General features: G+C 55.4%; 16 protein-coding genes. 15 read left to right on the top strand and 1 reads right to left on the bottom strand.

What is annotated here, in order from left to right; translation table 11 throughout:
* Positions 1-30: 30 nt before the first annotated feature.
* The 6 genes from ACYVJT_RS09215 (at position 31) to ACYVJT_RS09190 (ending at position 5,974) form a co-directional block, all read left to right on the top strand.
* Positions 31-1,020 (top strand): bifunctional riboflavin kinase/FAD synthetase, encoded by a 990-nt coding sequence (locus ACYVJT_RS09215; protein ID WP_343957604.1) that lies wholly within the window; start codon positions 31-33, stop codon positions 1,018-1,020.
* Positions 1,021-1,800: a class I SAM-dependent methyltransferase gene (locus ACYVJT_RS09210; protein WP_343957606.1), complete on the top strand. Its 780-nt coding sequence runs from the start codon at positions 1,021-1,023 to the stop codon at positions 1,798-1,800.
* A gap of 115 nt (positions 1,801-1,915) precedes the next feature.
* A complete protein-coding gene (rpsO, locus tag ACYVJT_RS09205) occupies positions 1,916-2,185 on the top strand; it encodes a 30S ribosomal protein S15 (RefSeq protein ID WP_343957608.1) in 270 nt (89 codons plus the stop codon).
* Between the two features lie 220 nt (positions 2,186-2,405).
* Positions 2,406-4,640, top strand: coding sequence for a polyribonucleotide nucleotidyltransferase (locus ACYVJT_RS09200; protein WP_343957611.1), 2,235 nt, complete (start codon positions 2,406-2,408; stop codon positions 4,638-4,640).
* A 114-nt stretch (positions 4,641-4,754) separates the two neighbouring features.
* Positions 4,755-5,531, top strand: coding sequence for a 4-hydroxy-tetrahydrodipicolinate reductase (gene dapB / locus ACYVJT_RS09195; protein WP_343957613.1), 777 nt, complete (start codon positions 4,755-4,757; stop codon positions 5,529-5,531).
* Between the two features lie 5 nt (positions 5,532-5,536).
* Entirely contained in the window at positions 5,537-5,974 is a 438-nt protein-coding gene (locus ACYVJT_RS09190; RefSeq protein WP_343957615.1) for a hypothetical protein, read from the top strand.
* Here ACYVJT_RS09190 and ACYVJT_RS09185 read toward each other — a convergent pair.
* Positions 5,971-7,224, bottom strand: coding sequence for a heparan-alpha-glucosaminide N-acetyltransferase domain-containing protein (locus ACYVJT_RS09185; RefSeq protein ID WP_343957618.1), 1,254 nt, complete (start codon positions 7,222-7,224; stop codon positions 5,971-5,973). The genes ACYVJT_RS09190 and ACYVJT_RS09185 overlap by 4 nt on opposite strands.
* Positions 7,225-7,328: 104 nt before the next feature.
* Between ACYVJT_RS09185 and dapA the strand changes: the two genes are divergently transcribed.
* From dapA to ACYVJT_RS09140, 9 genes are all read left to right on the top strand, one after another.
* On the top strand, positions 7,329-8,219 hold the full coding sequence (gene dapA, locus ACYVJT_RS09180) for a 4-hydroxy-tetrahydrodipicolinate synthase (RefSeq protein ID WP_343957620.1): 891 nt from the start codon (positions 7,329-7,331) through the stop codon (positions 8,217-8,219).
* A gap of 50 nt (positions 8,220-8,269) precedes the next feature.
* Complete coding sequence (locus ACYVJT_RS09175; RefSeq protein WP_343957622.1) at positions 8,270-9,958, top strand: ribonuclease J; 1,689 nt, start codon at positions 8,270-8,272, stop codon at positions 9,956-9,958.
* Between the two features lie 63 nt (positions 9,959-10,021).
* A complete protein-coding gene (locus ACYVJT_RS09170) occupies positions 10,022-12,940 on the top strand; it encodes an FtsK/SpoIIIE family DNA translocase (protein WP_343957625.1) in 2,919 nt (972 codons plus the stop codon).
* Positions 12,919-13,518, top strand: a complete 600-nt coding sequence (gene pgsA, locus ACYVJT_RS09165) for a CDP-diacylglycerol--glycerol-3-phosphate 3-phosphatidyltransferase (protein ID WP_343957628.1) — start codon at positions 12,919-12,921, stop codon at positions 13,516-13,518. Before ACYVJT_RS09170 ends, pgsA begins: the two co-directional genes overlap by 22 nt.
* Positions 13,519-13,531: 13 nt before the next feature.
* Entirely contained in the window at positions 13,532-14,014 is a 483-nt protein-coding gene (locus ACYVJT_RS09160) for a CinA family protein (RefSeq protein WP_343957630.1), read from the top strand.
* A gap of 222 nt (positions 14,015-14,236) precedes the next feature.
* Positions 14,237-14,671, top strand: a complete 435-nt coding sequence (locus ACYVJT_RS09155; protein ID WP_343957633.1) for a helix-turn-helix domain-containing protein — start codon at positions 14,237-14,239, stop codon at positions 14,669-14,671.
* A gap of 108 nt (positions 14,672-14,779) precedes the next feature.
* Complete coding sequence (locus ACYVJT_RS09150) at positions 14,780-15,010, top strand: DUF3046 domain-containing protein (protein ID WP_343957635.1); 231 nt, start codon at positions 14,780-14,782, stop codon at positions 15,008-15,010.
* 205 nt (positions 15,011-15,215) lie between these two features.
* Positions 15,216-16,265, top strand: a complete 1,050-nt coding sequence (gene recA / locus ACYVJT_RS09145) for a recombinase RecA (protein ID WP_343957638.1) — start codon at positions 15,216-15,218, stop codon at positions 16,263-16,265.
* 5 nt (positions 16,266-16,270) lie between these two features.
* Positions 16,271-16,807, top strand: a complete 537-nt coding sequence (locus tag ACYVJT_RS09140; RefSeq protein ID WP_343957640.1) for a regulatory protein RecX — start codon at positions 16,271-16,273, stop codon at positions 16,805-16,807.
* Positions 16,808-16,811: the final 4 nt, after the last annotated feature.

Genomic DNA, 16,811 nt, shown 5'->3' with positions numbered 1-16,811 from the left:
CAACTGATCACGACACGGAGGAAGAACAAAGTGCACTACTGGGCAGGTACAGCTGCAGTACCGCATCCACCAGCGCCGTCTGTGGTTACGCTAGGAAACTTTGACGGCGTACACCGAGGTCACCGGGCCGTGCTCAAACTGGTTGTCGACACGGCGAAACAACACAACTTACAGTCCGTCGCGGTGACGTTCGACCCGCACCCCAGGCTGGTGCACCTGCCCGAAGAACCCCTCGTGCCGATTGTGTCGCTGCCACAAAAAGTCCGACTTCTCGAGACCTGCGACCTCGATGCCACCCTGGTCATTCACTACACCCTGGACTTCGCGACGCAAACAGCACAGCAATTCGTAGAAAACGTGCTCGTGAAAAGTCTCAACGCACGCATCGTCGTCGTCGGTTCCGATACCCGCTTCGGCGCTGGAAACACCGGAGACATCAACACCCTGCGGCAGTTAGGCAAAGTCCACAACTTCGAGGTGGTCCAGGTCGATGACGTGGGAGAATCAGAACGTTGGTCATCAACATGGGTCCGCAACACGCTAGAAGCCGGTAAAGTCGCCCAAGCCAGCAGAATTTTGGGGCGCTACCACACGGTCGAAGGCGAAATTGTGCACGGACATGCGCGTGGTCGTGAATTAGGATTCCCAACCGCAAACTTTGCCACCGATTCACAAGGGATGATCCCGGCTGATGGTGTCTACGCCGGGTGGTTCACTGACGGCAAGAAGAACCAGTTACCCGCAGCGATATCCGTGGGCAGTAACCCGACCTTCAACGATGTAGTGCGCACCGTAGAAGCCCACGTATTTGACCGTCCCCAAGACGAAGCCCTCGACGAGTTCAATCTCTATGGTCAACAGTGTTCGGTGGCATTTGTGGCACGGCTGCGCGGGATGAAAGCTTTTACGGGAATCGATGATCTGATTGCCCAGATGGACACCGACGTCACAAAAGCCAGAGCGATACTCTCCGGCGAGGCCCCCGAAATCGATGCTCCTGATCCCAGGGGTAGCCGCTAAATGCACACGCGTTCTACGCGACCCGTCACGCTCAGCCAGGACACCAGACATCGCTACGGTCAGGCCTTTGACACGGACCAAGCCGACCTCTACCACGGTGTACGCCCCGGATACCAGACCGAAATCGTCGAGTTCTTGACGGATGAAGCACCAGGGCTCGCGATTGATCTTGGTGCCGGCACGGGAAAATTTTCCGCAACCCTTCTCGCCAGTGGGTGGGACGTTGTAGCCGTGGATCCGGCCGCGAACATGCTCGCAGTCCTGGCCGACCAACACCCCGAAACCACGACGATCGTCTCGGCAGTAGAAGCTCTGGATACTGCGCCGTGGTCCCAGCGTGCAGATCTCGTGGTAGCGGCACAAGCATGGCACTGGATTGACACACCACAGGGGAGCCAGAAAGTCATCGAGCTCCTTTCCACGACTGGAGTATTTGGTGTCGTGCACCACCAAATCGATACTTCGATTCCCTGGGTGTTGCGTCTGTGCAAGATCATGCATTCCGGAGATATTCATCCCATTGAACACCCGCCACACGTCAGTTCAGCATTCAGGAGACCGGTGGGACAATGGTGGCACTGGGAACAAGAACTTGGTGTTGAACAAGTCCACCAACTTATGATGACTCGTGCCTACTATCTGCGCGCCACGGAGAAACAACGTCAACGTATGCATGACAATTTGCGCTGGTATTTACTCGAATATCTGGGCTACGCACAGTCGTCGACCATCCGTATTCCGTATGTGACTGCTGCCTGGCGTATGCAACGAGCGAGTTAGGCGCCCCGCAGGGAAGGTGGTAAGCTTGGACGGTGGTGCACGCTGCGGTCCGCGGTGGCGTCGCCGGCCGATACGTCGGTTTCTATGATCGCGGTACAACTCTCAAGGAGTTTTAATGTCAATTTCCCGTGAAGTGAAACAGCAGATTATTGCCGAATACGCCACCCACGAGGGCGACACCGGCTCACCGGAAGTACAGGTCGCTGTACTGTCCCGTCGTATTTGGAATCTGACTCAGCACCTCAAAGGTCACCCACACGACCACCACACCCGCCGCGGCCTGATGGCTCTGGTTGGTCGCCGTCGTCGTATGTTGCAGTACCTCTACTCCGAAAACATTGAACGTTACCGTTCACTGATCGAACGTTTGGGTCTGCGCAAATAAGGTGAGACGCTTTTTGGGGGGCGGCGCTCCGGGAAAATATCCGGACGCCGCCTTGAAGTTTAACTAGACTAGTAACCGGTGCCAGAACGGCACCAAAGATATTTGCATCAAGCCTGTTTCGTTTCCCGGTCCTCGACAGTGGCCTCCGGAGCAACAGTTGCGGAGGCTTCGATCGAAGACCGACCTGCGGGTTTGATGCAAATTGTTTGAAAGGAGACCTATGGAAGGTCCAGAAATTCAATTTGCAGAAGCCGTGATCGATAACGGCAAATACGGTACCCGTACCGTACGATTCGAAACCGGACGCTTGGCCAAACAGGCCGCAGGCGCCTCAATGGTCAGCATTGACGAAGAAACGTCGATGCTCTCGGCCACGACCTTTGGCAAGAACCCGCGTGAAGGCTTTGACTTCTTCCCACTCACCGTAGATGTGGAAGAACGTCAGTATGCCGCGGGTAAGATCCCCGGTTCATTCTTCCGTCGTGAAGGCCGTCCACCTACGGATGCGATCCTGACCGCTCGCTTAATTGACCGCCCGCTACGTCCAGCGTTTGCCGACGGCATCCGCAACGAAGTCCAGGTCGTCGTCACCGTGACTTCAATTGCCCCAGATGAGCTGTACGACACCGTCGCGATCAACGCGGCCTCGATGTCCACTACCCTTTCCGGGATGGACTTCGCCGGCCCAATCGGTGCCGTTCGCATCGCACTCATTGCCGATGAAAATGGTGACACTCAGTGGGTCGCTTTCCCGAAGCACTCCCAGCTGAAAAACGCTGTATTCAATATGGCGGTAGCCGGTCGTGTATCCGATGACGACATCGCCGTGATGATGGTTGAAGCCGAGGCCACGAACGAAGCCTGGGAGCTGATCAACGACAAGAACGCTTCAGCACCAACCGAAGAAATCGTTGCCGAAGGTCTTGAAGCCGCCAAACCGTTCATCAAGGTGTTGTGCGAGACTCAGGCCGACCTTGCAGAGCGCGCACAAAAAGAACCTGTTGAAATCCCACTGTTCGTGGCATACCAGCAGGATGCTTTTGACGCAGTAGAAGATTATGCCGGTGAACGTTTGACCGAAATCTTCTCGATTGGTGACAAACAAGAACGCGAAACCGCTTCCGATGAATACCATAAGGAAGTCGTCGAAGCACTTGCCGGCGAAGGCAAACCATTCGCAGATCGTCAAGACGAGATCGTCAAAGCTTATGGCGCCGTAACCCGTCACATTGTTCGCAAGCGTATTTTGACCGACCAGGTGCGTATTGACGGACGTGGTCTGACCGACATTCGTCAACTGACTGCAGAGGTTGAAGTACTGCCTCGCGTGCACGGATCAGCAATCTTTGAGCGCGGCGAGACTCAGATCATGGGTGTCACCACGCTCAACATGTTGAAAATGGAACAGAACCTGGACTCCCTGAGCCCAGAAACTTCCAAACGCTACATGCACCACTACAACTTCCCGCCATACTCGGTGGGTGAAACCGGTCGTGTTGGTTCGCCAAAACGCCGCGAAATTGGTCACGGTGCACTGGCAGAACGCGCCATCCTGCCGGTGCTCCCATCTCGTGAAGAGTTCCCATACGCGATCCGTCAGGTCTCGGAAGCCCTTGGTTCCAACGGGTCCACATCAATGGGCTCGGTCTGTGCATCAACCTTGTCGCTCTACAACTCAGGTGTACCACTGCGTGCATCGGTTGCAGGTATCGCGATGGGGCTGGTCTCGGACACCGTCGACAACGAGACTCGTTATGCTGCGTTGACCGACATTCTGGGTGCCGAAGACGCCATGGGCGATATGGACTTCAAAGTTGCAGGCACCAAGGAATTCATCACAGCTATTCAGCTGGATACCAAACTTGACGGTATTCCAGCCGACGTGCTCGCTGCAGCCTTGACTCAAGCACGTGAAGCTCGCCTGCACATCCTATCGGTCATGGAATCCGTCATCGACGGAGCAGACGACATGAGCCCAACCGCTCCACGTATCCTGTCGGTCCAAATCCCGGTTGACAAGATCGGTGAAGTCATCGGCCCCAAGGGCAAGATGATCAACCAGATCCAAGAAGACACCGGCGCAGACATCAGCATCGAAGATGACGGTACCGTACTCATCGGTTCGGCCGAAGGTAAAGCAGCTGAAGAAGCACGCGATACCATCAACGCCATCGCCAATCCACAGGTCCCAGAAGTTGGTGAACGTTACCTCGGCACCGTCGTGAAGACCACCAGCTTCGGCGCGTTCATCTCCCTGACCCCGGGTAAAGACGGTCTGCTGCACATCTCCGAATTGCGCAAACTCAACGACGGTAAACGCGTTGACGAAGTCGACGACATCGTTGCAGTCGGCAGCAAACTCCAGGTAGAAATCACCAAGGTTGATGACCGCGGCAAACTCTCCCTGGTCCCAGTTGTTGACGAGGACGCTGAAGACGAAGGCTCAGAAAGCTAACTTCTCGCCTCAAAACTACCTATGCCGGGTTGAACTCAAGGTTCTGCCCGGCATAGGCCGTTAAGCCACTTATGGGGTAAACCCTCGGCCCCGATGTCTACTAAGATAAGACCCATGTCATCTCAAGCAGCTTCTACAACAGAGCCCATCAAAGTTGCACTCGTGGGTGCAACGGGAAAAATGGGGCAACACGCCATTGACGCGATTCATGCCGCAGACGACATGGAACTGGTGGCACAACTTGCCTCCCAGAGTCCATTGGCAGACATCACTGAGGCTGGCGCGACACACGTCCTCGATCTGACGGTTCCAGATGTCTCCTCAGACATTGCAGAATTCGCCGTCGCCAACGGGCTACATACTGTCATCGGAACTTCGGGGTGGACCGAAAACAAACGTGAAGTCCTGCAACGCCAGCTCGCAGAACAACCAAACGTCGGCGTATTGATCGCCCCAAATTTCTCGATCGGTTCTGTCCTGGCGACACGCTTTGCTGCCCAAGCAGCCCCGTACTTCGACTCGGTCGAGATTATCGAAATGCACCACCCGAAAAAAGTGGATGCGCCGTCAGGAACAGCCGTTCGAACAGCCGAGATGATTGCTGAAGCCCGTCAACAGGTGGGTGTTGGACCATCCCCGGATGCCACCGAACACGATCCAGATCACGCTCGTGGTGCCCAGATCGCTGGCATCAACGTGCATGCCGTGCGGCTCGCTGGATTGGAAGCGCACCAGGAAGTGCTCATGGGGACACCGGGTCAACAACTCGTCTTTCGCCATGACGCCTTCGACCGCTCGTCCTACATGCCCGGCGTGTTATTGGGCCTACGCACCGTGGCATCACGACCTGGCTTATCCTACGGGCTCGACTCCTACCTAGACCTGGACTAACACGTATGAAGAATAAGATTGCCGTTGCGCTGTTGACCGCCCTCACACTGCTCTTTGCGGTGTTAGCACTCTGGTCAGCAGTAGCGTTTATCGTCGCAGATAATTGGATCGCGAAGGTCCTTGGTGTCGCGGTGGTCGCCATTGTGATCGTGGGAGTATGGGCCCTGGTACGCGAAATACGTTTCGGTGCCAATACAGAGAAGCTCGCGCAGATTCTCGACGATGAAGGCAACTTGCCAGAAGACAATCTGCCCCGAGTGCGTGGTCGTATCGACCGCGCCGCTGCAGACGATGAATTTGAAACATACCGAGCCGAAACAACAGCTGATCCAGACAACTGGCGCAGCTGGTACCGTCTCGGCCTCGCCTACGACGCGGCAGGGGACCGCAAGCGAGCCAGAGCCGCCCTGCGCGACGCGATTACCATGTACCGCAGCGCCTAGCGTTTGCTACCGAAACCGTTGGAGACGTTGCGCAGTAGCGACTCCAATGGGCCCCGGGTGCCTGCAAGGAACACAATCGTCCCGAGGGCAGCCACCGTAAGCCAATGGATGATCAGCATGGTCCACGCTTGCGACCACATCGGGTCATCCACCGCCATCGTCTGCGACCATTCAGTAGGCCACAGACCCGTAACGATTACATGGACCACATAGGCGGTCAGTGCAACCATCCCAGTAGCCGTCAGCGGGAAAAGTACTCGACGCGCTAGCGTGACGCGCGTTATCACAAGAAACAGTCCAATGACCCCCAACGCTGCGCCTGCCGTGGAATAGACATCTAAAGGCGCCCCAGAATGCGGCACCGCCAAGCCGTACCACTGCGATGCGCCCATAACCAGATCAGTGTTGATTCCAGAACCGGTAGCAGCCACTGCTGACAGTTCGTGCAGACTAGTATTCGTGGCGTGAGCAATTCGGCCCGCAAACCCCTCGTCCGACAGGAACCATGAAGCGAGGCCGCGCGATGCCACATAGATCCCGGCGCCGGAAATGAGCAGCACCACACCGGTCTTGAGCTTGTTCAAATTCGCTCGCCCGATGGCCATGCCCACGAGCACGTAACCCAGAAACGAGATCACAGGGTAGTACCCGGTAAAGAGGATGTCCCACACGGTCAGCAATGGTTGCTGAATAATGTCCAGAATGGTCGGAGACGTCCACAATCGCCACTGGTCCACATATGAGGCGGTGCCCCCTGCCTGGAGTTGCATAAACCGGGTGAGGACTCCGTGCAGAAACGGCGCGACCACAATCCAGCTGATGGCTGTAATGGTCAGCGCGCGTCGCGAAAGATTGATGAACCACATGGCGGCAAGGAACAGCACACCGTAGTGGACCAGGATGATCGCGACGTTCGATCCGGCAAAGCCCAGCAACAACCCAATCACGATCAGTATCAGTGCGCGAACGGATAACTGCACTCTGGAAGTGACCACGTTCGTCGTATTTTTCGTCAGTAATGAGAGTCCAACCCCCGCCAACACCACGAATAGTGCAGAAGACACCCCCGTGAGGCTGGCTCCGACCCACGTCGGAAAAATATATCCGGCAGGATTCGACTGCATGAGTGGAAAAATATGGGTGGCGATCATCCCCAGGATCGCCACACCCCGCGCGGTATCCAACCCAGTAATGCGGCCGGGCGCATCAAGTCGACGCATATAAGCAACTTTCTCGCGTAATTTCGTCACCACAAATAGCATTTGTGTGACCTAAGGTGTTTTCACCCATTCTCACAGGTAGGCTTGAGACTATGAGTCAGACATTCCCAACACCTTCTCATGGTGACGCTTCAATGACCGAACCTCCTTTTGGCACCATGATCCCTGCAATGGTGACCCCATTTAGTGACGACGGCGAACTCGACATCAACGCCGCACAGTCCTTGGCGAACCACCTGGTCGATAACGGAGCAGACGGTCTCGTTGTCACCGGTACTACCGGCGAAACCTCTACGCTCACCGATGACGAAAACATCAAAGTATTCGAAGCAGTAGTGGAAGCAGTCGGTGGGCGTGCCAAGGTGCTTGGCGGAACCGGTATGAACGACACTGCTCACTCGGCGCACCTCTCCAAGCGGGCCGAAGCGGCCGGTGTCGACGGTCTGCTGCTCGTCACCCCGTATTATAATAAGCCGAATCAAGCGGGGATTCAGGCTCACTTCGAATACATAGCCTCTGCAACTGACCTGCCGGTCATGCTCTATGACATCCCGGGTCGTTCTGTGATGTCCATTGAGCCTGACACGCTGGTTGCCCTCGCGAAGCATGCCAATATTGTTGCCCTCAAAGATGCAAAAGCCGACTACCAGTCCACGACGCTAGCGCTGGCGAACACCGATCTGGCGGTCTATTCTGGCGACGACGGGTTAACGCTGCCGCTGATGGCTGCTGGAGCCGTCGGCGTGGTGTCGGTGTCTGGGCATGTGGCTCCCCGAACCTTCCGCGAGCTCGTCGATGCCGCCAATGCTGGTGACTTTGCTACGGCTCGGCAAAAACACTTTGCACTGGACCCGATCCAGCGTGCTGTGATGACCCACATCCAGGGTGCGGTCGCAGCCAAAACTGTTCTGCAATGGCAAGGCGTCATTCCGTCTGCCCGTGTCCGGCTGCCCCTCGTGGCAGCGACCGACCACGAAGCAGCTGTCATCAAAGCTGACCTTGCCGACGGCGGTATCACGTTCTAACCGTCCGAACCCCTGACTCATACTGACTTTATCGGAGGAAACACGCGACCATGACCGAAACCCACGTTTTGCCCCATCCACCCAAGCTGCAAAACGGTACTTGCCGTATCGTGCCGTTGGGGGGCCTTGGCGACATTGGTCGCAACATGACGGTATTCGAAATCAACGGCAAACTACTGATCGTTGATGCTGGAGTGCTCTTTCCAGAGGAAGTGCAACCGGGTGTAGATCTCATCCTGCCCGACTTCGACTTCATCAAAGATCGACTCGATGATGTCGTCGCTATCGTGTTGACGCATGGTCACGAAGACCATATCGGTGCCGTGCCATATTTGCTGCGGCTGAACCCGGATATCCCGCTGATAGGTTCACAGCTCACGCTCGCGCTGGTTGAGTCAAAACTTCAGCAACATCGGATTAAACCGCTCACACTGGAAGCGCAGGATGGTGGCCGCGAAAAACTCGGCCCCTTTGAGCTGGAATTCGTCGCGGTCAACCACTCCATCCCAGACTCCTTGGCCATCGCCATCCGCACTGAAGCCGGTACGATTTTGCACACCGGTGACTTTAAGATGGACCAGTTGCCCCTCGATGGCCGCATCACCGATCTGCGTTCCTTCGCTCGACTTGGTGAAGAAGGCGTCGACCTGTTTATGACAGATTCGACCAACGCCGAGGTGCCAGGGTTTACCCCGACTGAAAAAGATATTGGCCCGGTGATCGAGAACTATATCGGTAAAGCACAACGCCGAGTCATTGTGGCATCATTCGCCTCCCACATTCACCGTGTCCAACAGGTACTGGATGCGGCCGTTAAACATGGCCGCAAGGTCGCATTCGTTGGACGCTCGATGGTCAATAACATGGGTATTGCAGCCAAACTTGGCTACCTCGATATGCCTGAGGACACTGTCATTGAACTGAAACACGTCAACGATTATGAAGACCACGAGGTCGTGTTGATGTCAACAGGCTCGCAGGGTGAACCCATGGCAGCGTTATCTCGGATGGCCAATGACGAACACCGTCAGATCACGATTCAGCATGATGATTTGGTCATCCTCGCCTCATCGATGATCCCCGGCAACGAAAATGCGATCACGCGCATCATCAACGGGTTGATGAAACTCGGTGCCAATGTGATCCACAAAGGCAATGCCCACGTCCACGTCTCCGGACACGCCTCCGAGGGCGAACTGTTGTACTGCTATAACATCGTCAAACCCAAGAATGTCATGCCCATCCACGGCGAAACACGACACCTGATCGCCAACGGAAAAATTGCCCAAGCGACCGGCGTTACGGAAGAAAATGTCCTGATCACGGGGGACGGTGGAGTCATTGACCTCGTGGACGGCGTGGCACGGCAGGTGGGCGAAATTTCGTCGCAATACGTCTACGTCGACGGTCGTTCCATCGGTGCAGTCACCGAGGATGATCTGAAAGATCGCCAGGTATTAGGTGAAGAAGGTTTCATCTCCTGTATCGCCGTCATCGATCGCGAAACGCGTGCGGTCGTCTCTGGCCCAGAAATCCACTCTCGTGGCGTCGCCGAGGACGACGGGGTGTTCGACGCGATCAAACCAAAGATTGTTAAAGTACTCGACGAAGCCGCAAAGTCTGGCAAAGAACACTCGAAACACCAGTTACAACAGATGATGCGTCGAACCCTTGGATCATGGGTTGCCCGGAAGCTGCGCCGGAGGTCGATGATCGTCCCGATCGTCATCGAGTCGTAAACTTTTAGGCCGAAATTCCGTTGGATGCGACGTTGAGCCTGCAAAAGCGGTAGCCTAGGGGGTATGGCGACACGTACTTCCCCTGACCGTTCGTCGAAGAATAAGTCAACTTCGAAATCGAAAAAGACGACTGCGACAACGGAAGAAACACCTTACAACGTTACTGAGACCACCCAACCGTGGGTGGTTCGGGCGATCACGCGATTTTGGTCCGCGATGGCCACCCCCTTCGGTGGTGCCGTGCGCAAAATGGGCCCCGACGTTGCCATACCGGCCCAACAGCGCCGTGATGGGACAGGCTTTTTCGTCCTCATTCTCGCGTTGGTCATTGCCTGGACCATGTGGTGGGCACCAGCCAGTGATCCCGCAGTAGGGTCATTCATATTCCATATTGTGGCCGGTACCTTCGGTTGGTTCTCCATCCTGCTCCCACTGGTCTTACTAATCATCGCCGTACGTTTCTTCCGGTTCCCACAAGCCGATAGTGCCAATGGTCGGATCTTTTTTGGCCTGGCGTTTGCTACTGTTGCCGGCTCCGGCATCAGCCAACTGGTCTTCGAGAATCCATCCATGGGTGCCACCATGGAAGAGAAACTTACCTCCGGCGGCGTGGTGGGTTACCTCGTAGTGGACCCCCTGGCAACGCTGGTGACACCGGTACCGGTATGGATCTTGATGATTGTCATCGCGTTCTTCTCGGTCTTGGTCATCACAGCCACGCCGGTGGGAAGAATTCCCTCACGTATCGTCGGTGCCTACCACTGGCTCACCGGACAAGATGCGGTCACCACGACCTCAACCGAAGACACCGCGTATGACGAGCCACAACGCACCCACGATGACCACGATCAGTCATACCTCTACGAACACGAACGTGCGCCCAAAGAGAAGAAACGTCCCGGATTTTTCGCCCGACTCTTCGGTGCGAAGCCGACTGATGACGTGGACGCATCGGGGCAACCATTAGCCGGAGACGAAGCATACGCCTCCGCTGTTATTGATGACGGTAAACCCGCCGTTGAAATTTTGGACGAGTCCGATGAGGCGCCCAGCGCCGTCCCGCGGCCACAGACCAATCACGGGACCCAGGTTATGGACTTTGGCTCCTTATTCGATGCTGAAGCCGAGGTGGAGGGCGACGAATCCGCCACCGAAGCATACGGTGATATTGCACAAGGTGCCACACCGGAATCGACCGAGCCCACGGTTCCAGCTGGTGTTCGCCGTCCAACCGCTGACGAACTCGCGTTGCAACAGGCTCGTGAGGATGCCGGCCTCGCCGAGCAGGCCGCTCAGGTACCTGCCGCTGAAGTCTCGAAACCGGTGGCCAATATGCCCCCGATTCCAGCGCGCTCCGAACAGTTAGAACTCGACGGTGATGTCACCTACACCCTGCCAACAATCGATATGCTGCCGCAAGGGCCACCGCCGAAAGAGCGCTCTGAGGTCAACGATCGGGTTGTTGCAGCGCTGAATACGGTCTTTGAACAATTCAAAGTGGAAGCCGAAGTCACCGGCTTCTCCCGTGGTCCAACGGTCACCCGCTACGAAGTCGAGGTCGCCCCGGGGACGAAGGTGGAAAAAGTCACCAACCTGGAGCGCAACATCGCTTACGCGGTCGCCTCAACTGATGTGCGCGTGCTGTCACCCATCCCGGGCAAATCGGCGATCGGCGTAGAGATTCCCAACACCGATAAAGAAATCGTGGCACTGGGTGACGTCATGCGGTCCAACGCAGCGCGCAAAACAGAACACCCCATGGTCATGGGAGTCGGTAAGGACGTTGAGGGCGGCTATGTGATGGCCAACTTGGCCAAAATGCCGCACTTGCTCGTCGCTGGTGCAACCGGTGCAGGTAAATCAGCGTTTGTGAACTCCATGATCACCTCAATTTTAATGCGGGCAACCCCCGACGATGTCCGCATGGTGTTGGTCGACCCGAAACGTGTCGAGCTCACAGCCTATGAAGGCGTGCCACACTTGGTCACGCCAATCATTACCAACCCCAAAAAGGCATCCGAAGTGCTGCAATGGGTCGTTGAAGAGATGGACACCCGCTATGACGACTTGGCCCACTTCGGGTTCAAACATATTGATGATTTCAATAATGCGGTGCGTGCCGGAAAAGTCGAGTTGCCACCTGATTCCAAACGCAAGCTGAAACCGTATCCATACCTGCTGGTGATCATCGACGAACTCGCAGATTTGATGATGGTCGCCCCACGAGACGTTGAAGATGCCGTCGTGAGAATCACCCAGCTTGCCCGTGCAGCCGGTATACACCTGGTGCTGGCAACACAGCGGCCATCCGTCGATGTGGTCACCGGGCTCATTAAGGCCAATGTGCCCTCACGTTTGGCCTTTTCGACATCATCAGTGACCGACTCGCGAGTCGTGCTCGACCAGCCCGGTGCTGAGAAACTGTTGGGACAAGGTGACGCCCTGTTCTTGCCCATGGGGAAATCAAAGCCGATGCGTGTTCAGGGTGCCTGGGTCAACGAGTCAGAAATTCGAGACGTCGTTGATCACGTGAAGTCCCAGATGCAGGTTCAATACCGTGACGATGTACTGCCGGAGAAACAGGCGAAAGTTATCGACGAGGACATTGGAGATGACCTCGAAGACCTCCTCCAGGCCATCGAACTCGTGGTGACCTCACAATTTGGCTCAACTTCAATGTTGCAGCGCAAATTGCGAGTCGGATTTGCTCGTGCAGGTCGTCTCATGGATCTCATGGAGTCCCGCGGTGTCGTTGGACCCTCAGAAGGATCAAAAGCTCGCGACGTCTTGGTGAAACCAGACGAGTTGGCAGACGTCATCGGCAATATTAAAGGCGATGACACCCCATCGGCGGTCCCAGACCAAGTTGAACCCGCAGCAACACAAGCCTTCGATACACCGGTGGAGACTGACACACCGGACTACTATGACCCCAGCGACGACAGCGAATCCGAGGACGCATGGCAGCTCACGGGCAGGTAAGTGCATTCAATCTTCCAAATGTGCTCACCAGCGTTCGCATCCTGTTGGTCCCGTTCTTCGTTTGGGCTCTTTGGGAATCGGGTACATTCGGCGAAGACTCCATGCAGGCGCGCTGGGTAGCAGTCGCGATTTTTGCTGTGGCCATGTACACTGACAAGCTCGACGGCGATATCGCCAGAGCTCGAGGGCTGGTCACAAATTTTGGGAAAATCGCCGACCCCATCGCTGATAAGTTTCTTACCGGGGCCGCATGGATCACCATGTCCCTGCTCGAAGAAATTTGGTGGTGGATCACGATTGTGATCTTGCTGCGTGAGTGGGGGATAACTCTCATGCGGTTGGTTATGTTGCGGTCCAAGGTCATGCCGGCGAGCCGCGGCGGGAAAATCAAGACCGTGCTGCAAACTGTCGGCATCCTCGCGTTGCTTCTGCCGCTTGCGGCGTTTGTTGGCACCTGGTGGCTCTGGTTCGGATGGGTCATTGTCTTCGCGGCCATGCTGGTGACATTAGTGACCGGTCTCGACTATGTCATTAAGGCCATCAGAGCACCCAGGGAAGACTCAGCCGTGGGCAACTAGATAGGCAGGAACCATGCACGACCTTACCGATTTCACAGAAATTGTTGGACAGTTATCACACCAGAATCTTTCCATCGCCACGGCCGAATCGCTGACGGCTGGAATGTTGAGCTCAGCCATAGCCGACGTGCCGGGGGCATCGGCTGTATTCCACGGTGGGATCGTAGCCTATAACAACAACATCAAGCATCGACTGCTAGGTGTCTCTGTGGATACGTTGGCCTCTCGCGGGGCAGTTGACTCCGACACAGCAAAACAAATGGCTCACGGTGCTCGTCAGCGGTTTCAAACTGATATCGGCATATCGACCACGGGGGTCGCCGGGCCAGACCCGTCGGAAGGCAAAGCGGTCGGCTTGACGTTCATCGCGCTGGCATCAGAGGAAAACACAACCGTGAAATTGCTGCGTTTCGATGGCAACCGAGACCACAATCGACGTGCCACGGTGGCAGCGTGCGTCCAGCTGATGGCAGAATGGCTTGCAGAGCAAAAATGATGCTGCCCACACAACAACGCTTCGTCAGCTAACAACAGCACAACTCGGTAGGGCAAATAGTGTTCTATATCACATATAGCTGGGTTTGGGAAGAAATTTAAAAGAAATTGTTCCAATGGGGAACAAATTCGACAACACCCATGTTGTGTAATGGTAGAAGGTCTTAGAATCTTGCGCCCGCCGGGCACAGATTCGTATTGATACAGGAGATGGTGGATAAATATGATGAGAGAACCAGTCGTTGTTAATGGTGTAACCCGTTGGCTGAAAGCTGGCGAATCCTTGAATCAGCAGAACGAAGCCAAGGAACCCACTGTTCCTGTCCTGCGTGAAGAAATTGGCTACGTCCTACGTGACGTCCGTCAGCGCCAGGGTCGCACTCTCCGCGAAGTGTCACATGATGCTCGTGTATCGCTGGGTTACCTCTCCGAAGTTGAACGCGGACAGAAGGAAGCATCATCTGAGCTACTCAGTGCCATTACTGCCGCACTTGATATTCCGCTTTCAGTCATGCTGCGTGAAGTCTCGGACCGTATCGCGGTCGAAGAAGCAGTCCAGATTCCGGATACGATCCCGGCTGAACTCGCTCACCGATACGCGCAGCAACAACAGCAGGGACCCGGCTACAACCGTGGTGACCAACTCGCAAATCGCTAGACTTTCGACGACACGTCGCGATTCTTGAAACAGGCCGCAAGCTCTTACAGTACGGTAAAGAGCTTGCGGCCTTGATCTATGCCCACACCAACGCGAAGAGGTAACGACATGAGAGAATCGCAATTCTGGACCCTCATGGAAGACGAATTTGGTTCAGCAAACGCAGGGATCATCGCCAGTTCACTCGAACTGCCAGGACTGAAAGGTACTGCTCAAACGGCGCTGGCCACCGGCATAGCGCCGAGAGACGTCTGGGCAGCTGTGTGTGATCTCCACGAGATACCCACAGCGCGACGACTCGGCAGAGATATTGAACCCCGTGACACAGGTGCTGCGTAACACCTTCCGACACGCCGCCCAATGTTCGATATTCCCAGGTGAGTTTGTAGAATTATCCACAGGTTGCCGCCTAGCTCTCTCTGCCGTATCTGGGTTATCCACAATTTGGATGAGTTGGCTTATCGTGTCCGCGAAGGTTCTTAGACTGTAGAACATGGCAGCAAGCTAGTATGGCCTGCGATCGACAATTCAAGGAGTACACCGTATGTCTTCAAATACCAACCGCGATAAGGCACTAGATGCAGCACTCGCTCAAATCGATAAGAGTTACGGCAAAGGCTCGATTATGCGCCTCGGCGATGATGTCCGGGCACCAATTGAAGTGATTCCTACGGGGTCAGTGGGCCTTGATATCGCGCTGGGTATTGGTGGTCTGCCGCGTGGTCGTGTAGTCGAAATTTACGGTCCGGAATCATCAGGTAAGACAACTGTTGCGCTCCATGCTGTTGCCGAAGCACAACGCCAAGGTGGCATTGCAGCATTTATTGACGCTGAACATGCTTTGGACCCGGAATACGCTAAGAAGCTGGGCGTTGATACGGATGCGCTGCTCGTATCACAGCCAGATACCGGTGAGCAGGCATTGGAAATCATGGACATGCTGATTGGTTCCGGTGCGCTAGACATCGTCGTGATTGACTCGGTCGCAGCCCTGGTGCCACGTGCCGAAATTGAAGGCGAAATGGGAGACTCCCACGTTGGTCTGCAAGCTCGTCTTATGTCCCAAGCGCTGCGAAAAATTACTGGCCGACTCTCACAGTCCAAGACCACCGCAATGTTTATCAACCAGCTACGCGAAAAAGTTGGCGTCTTCTTCGGGTCACCAGAGACGACCACCGGTGGTAAAGCTCTGAAATTCTATTCCTCTGTGCGTATCGATATTCGGCGTATCGAAACTTTGAAGGAAGCTGGCAACCCTGTTGGTAACCGCACACGGGCAAAGATCGTCAAGAACAAAATGGCCCCACCGTTCAAACAGGCTGAATTCGACATCCTGTACGGTGTTGGTATTTCTCGCGAAGGCAGTCTCCTCGATATGGGCGTCGAACACAACATTGTGAAGAAATCCGGTGCCTGGTACACCTACGATGGCGATCAACTTGGACAGGGCAAGGAAAACTCTCGACGCTTCTTGAAAGATAACCCGGATCTTGCCCTCGAGATTGAAGAACGCATCAAATCCGCTATGGGTCTTGGGGCCGAAGCCGTAGAGGACGATGAAGAAGTCGAGTTGAAAGCTGTCAAAGACGGCTAAGCCCCATGCAGGAACAGGACGATGATAAGACCGATCTGCAGCAGCAGGCGCGAAATATCATATTGCGTCAGCTGGCTGCTGCGCCCAAAACTCGACATCAGTTAGCGGAAAAACTTCGCCAACGAGAGATCCCTGAGCAGGTCATTGAAGAAGTCTTAGATCGCTTCGAAGAAGTTGAGTTGATCGACGATGCTTTGTTTGCTGAAAGTTGGGTTCGTTCGCGACATCGCTCAAAAGGGTTGGCCCGCCGCGCATTAAGCATGGAGCTGCGCCAACGCGGAGTTGATGACGAAAGCACCGAGATTGCCCTGGAACAGTTATCAGACGAAGACGAACGGGCCAAAGCACACGAGTTGGTGGTCCGAAAACTTACTCGGGCCACCGTCCCGTCATCAACAGATCCCGACGACCGCAAACAACACGATAGAATGGTGCGACGCCTGGTAGGCATGTTGTCTAGAAAAGGCTACGCACCAGGTCTCGCGTTCAGTATCGTGACTGATGCTATGAACGCACACGACCTTGATACCCTCGAAGAATGAAAAC

It is taken from the genome of Yaniella soli (genome assembly GCF_054782375.1).
Note: the sequence above shows the minus strand (reverse complement) of the source record. Positions and strands in the feature narration are given on the sequence as shown.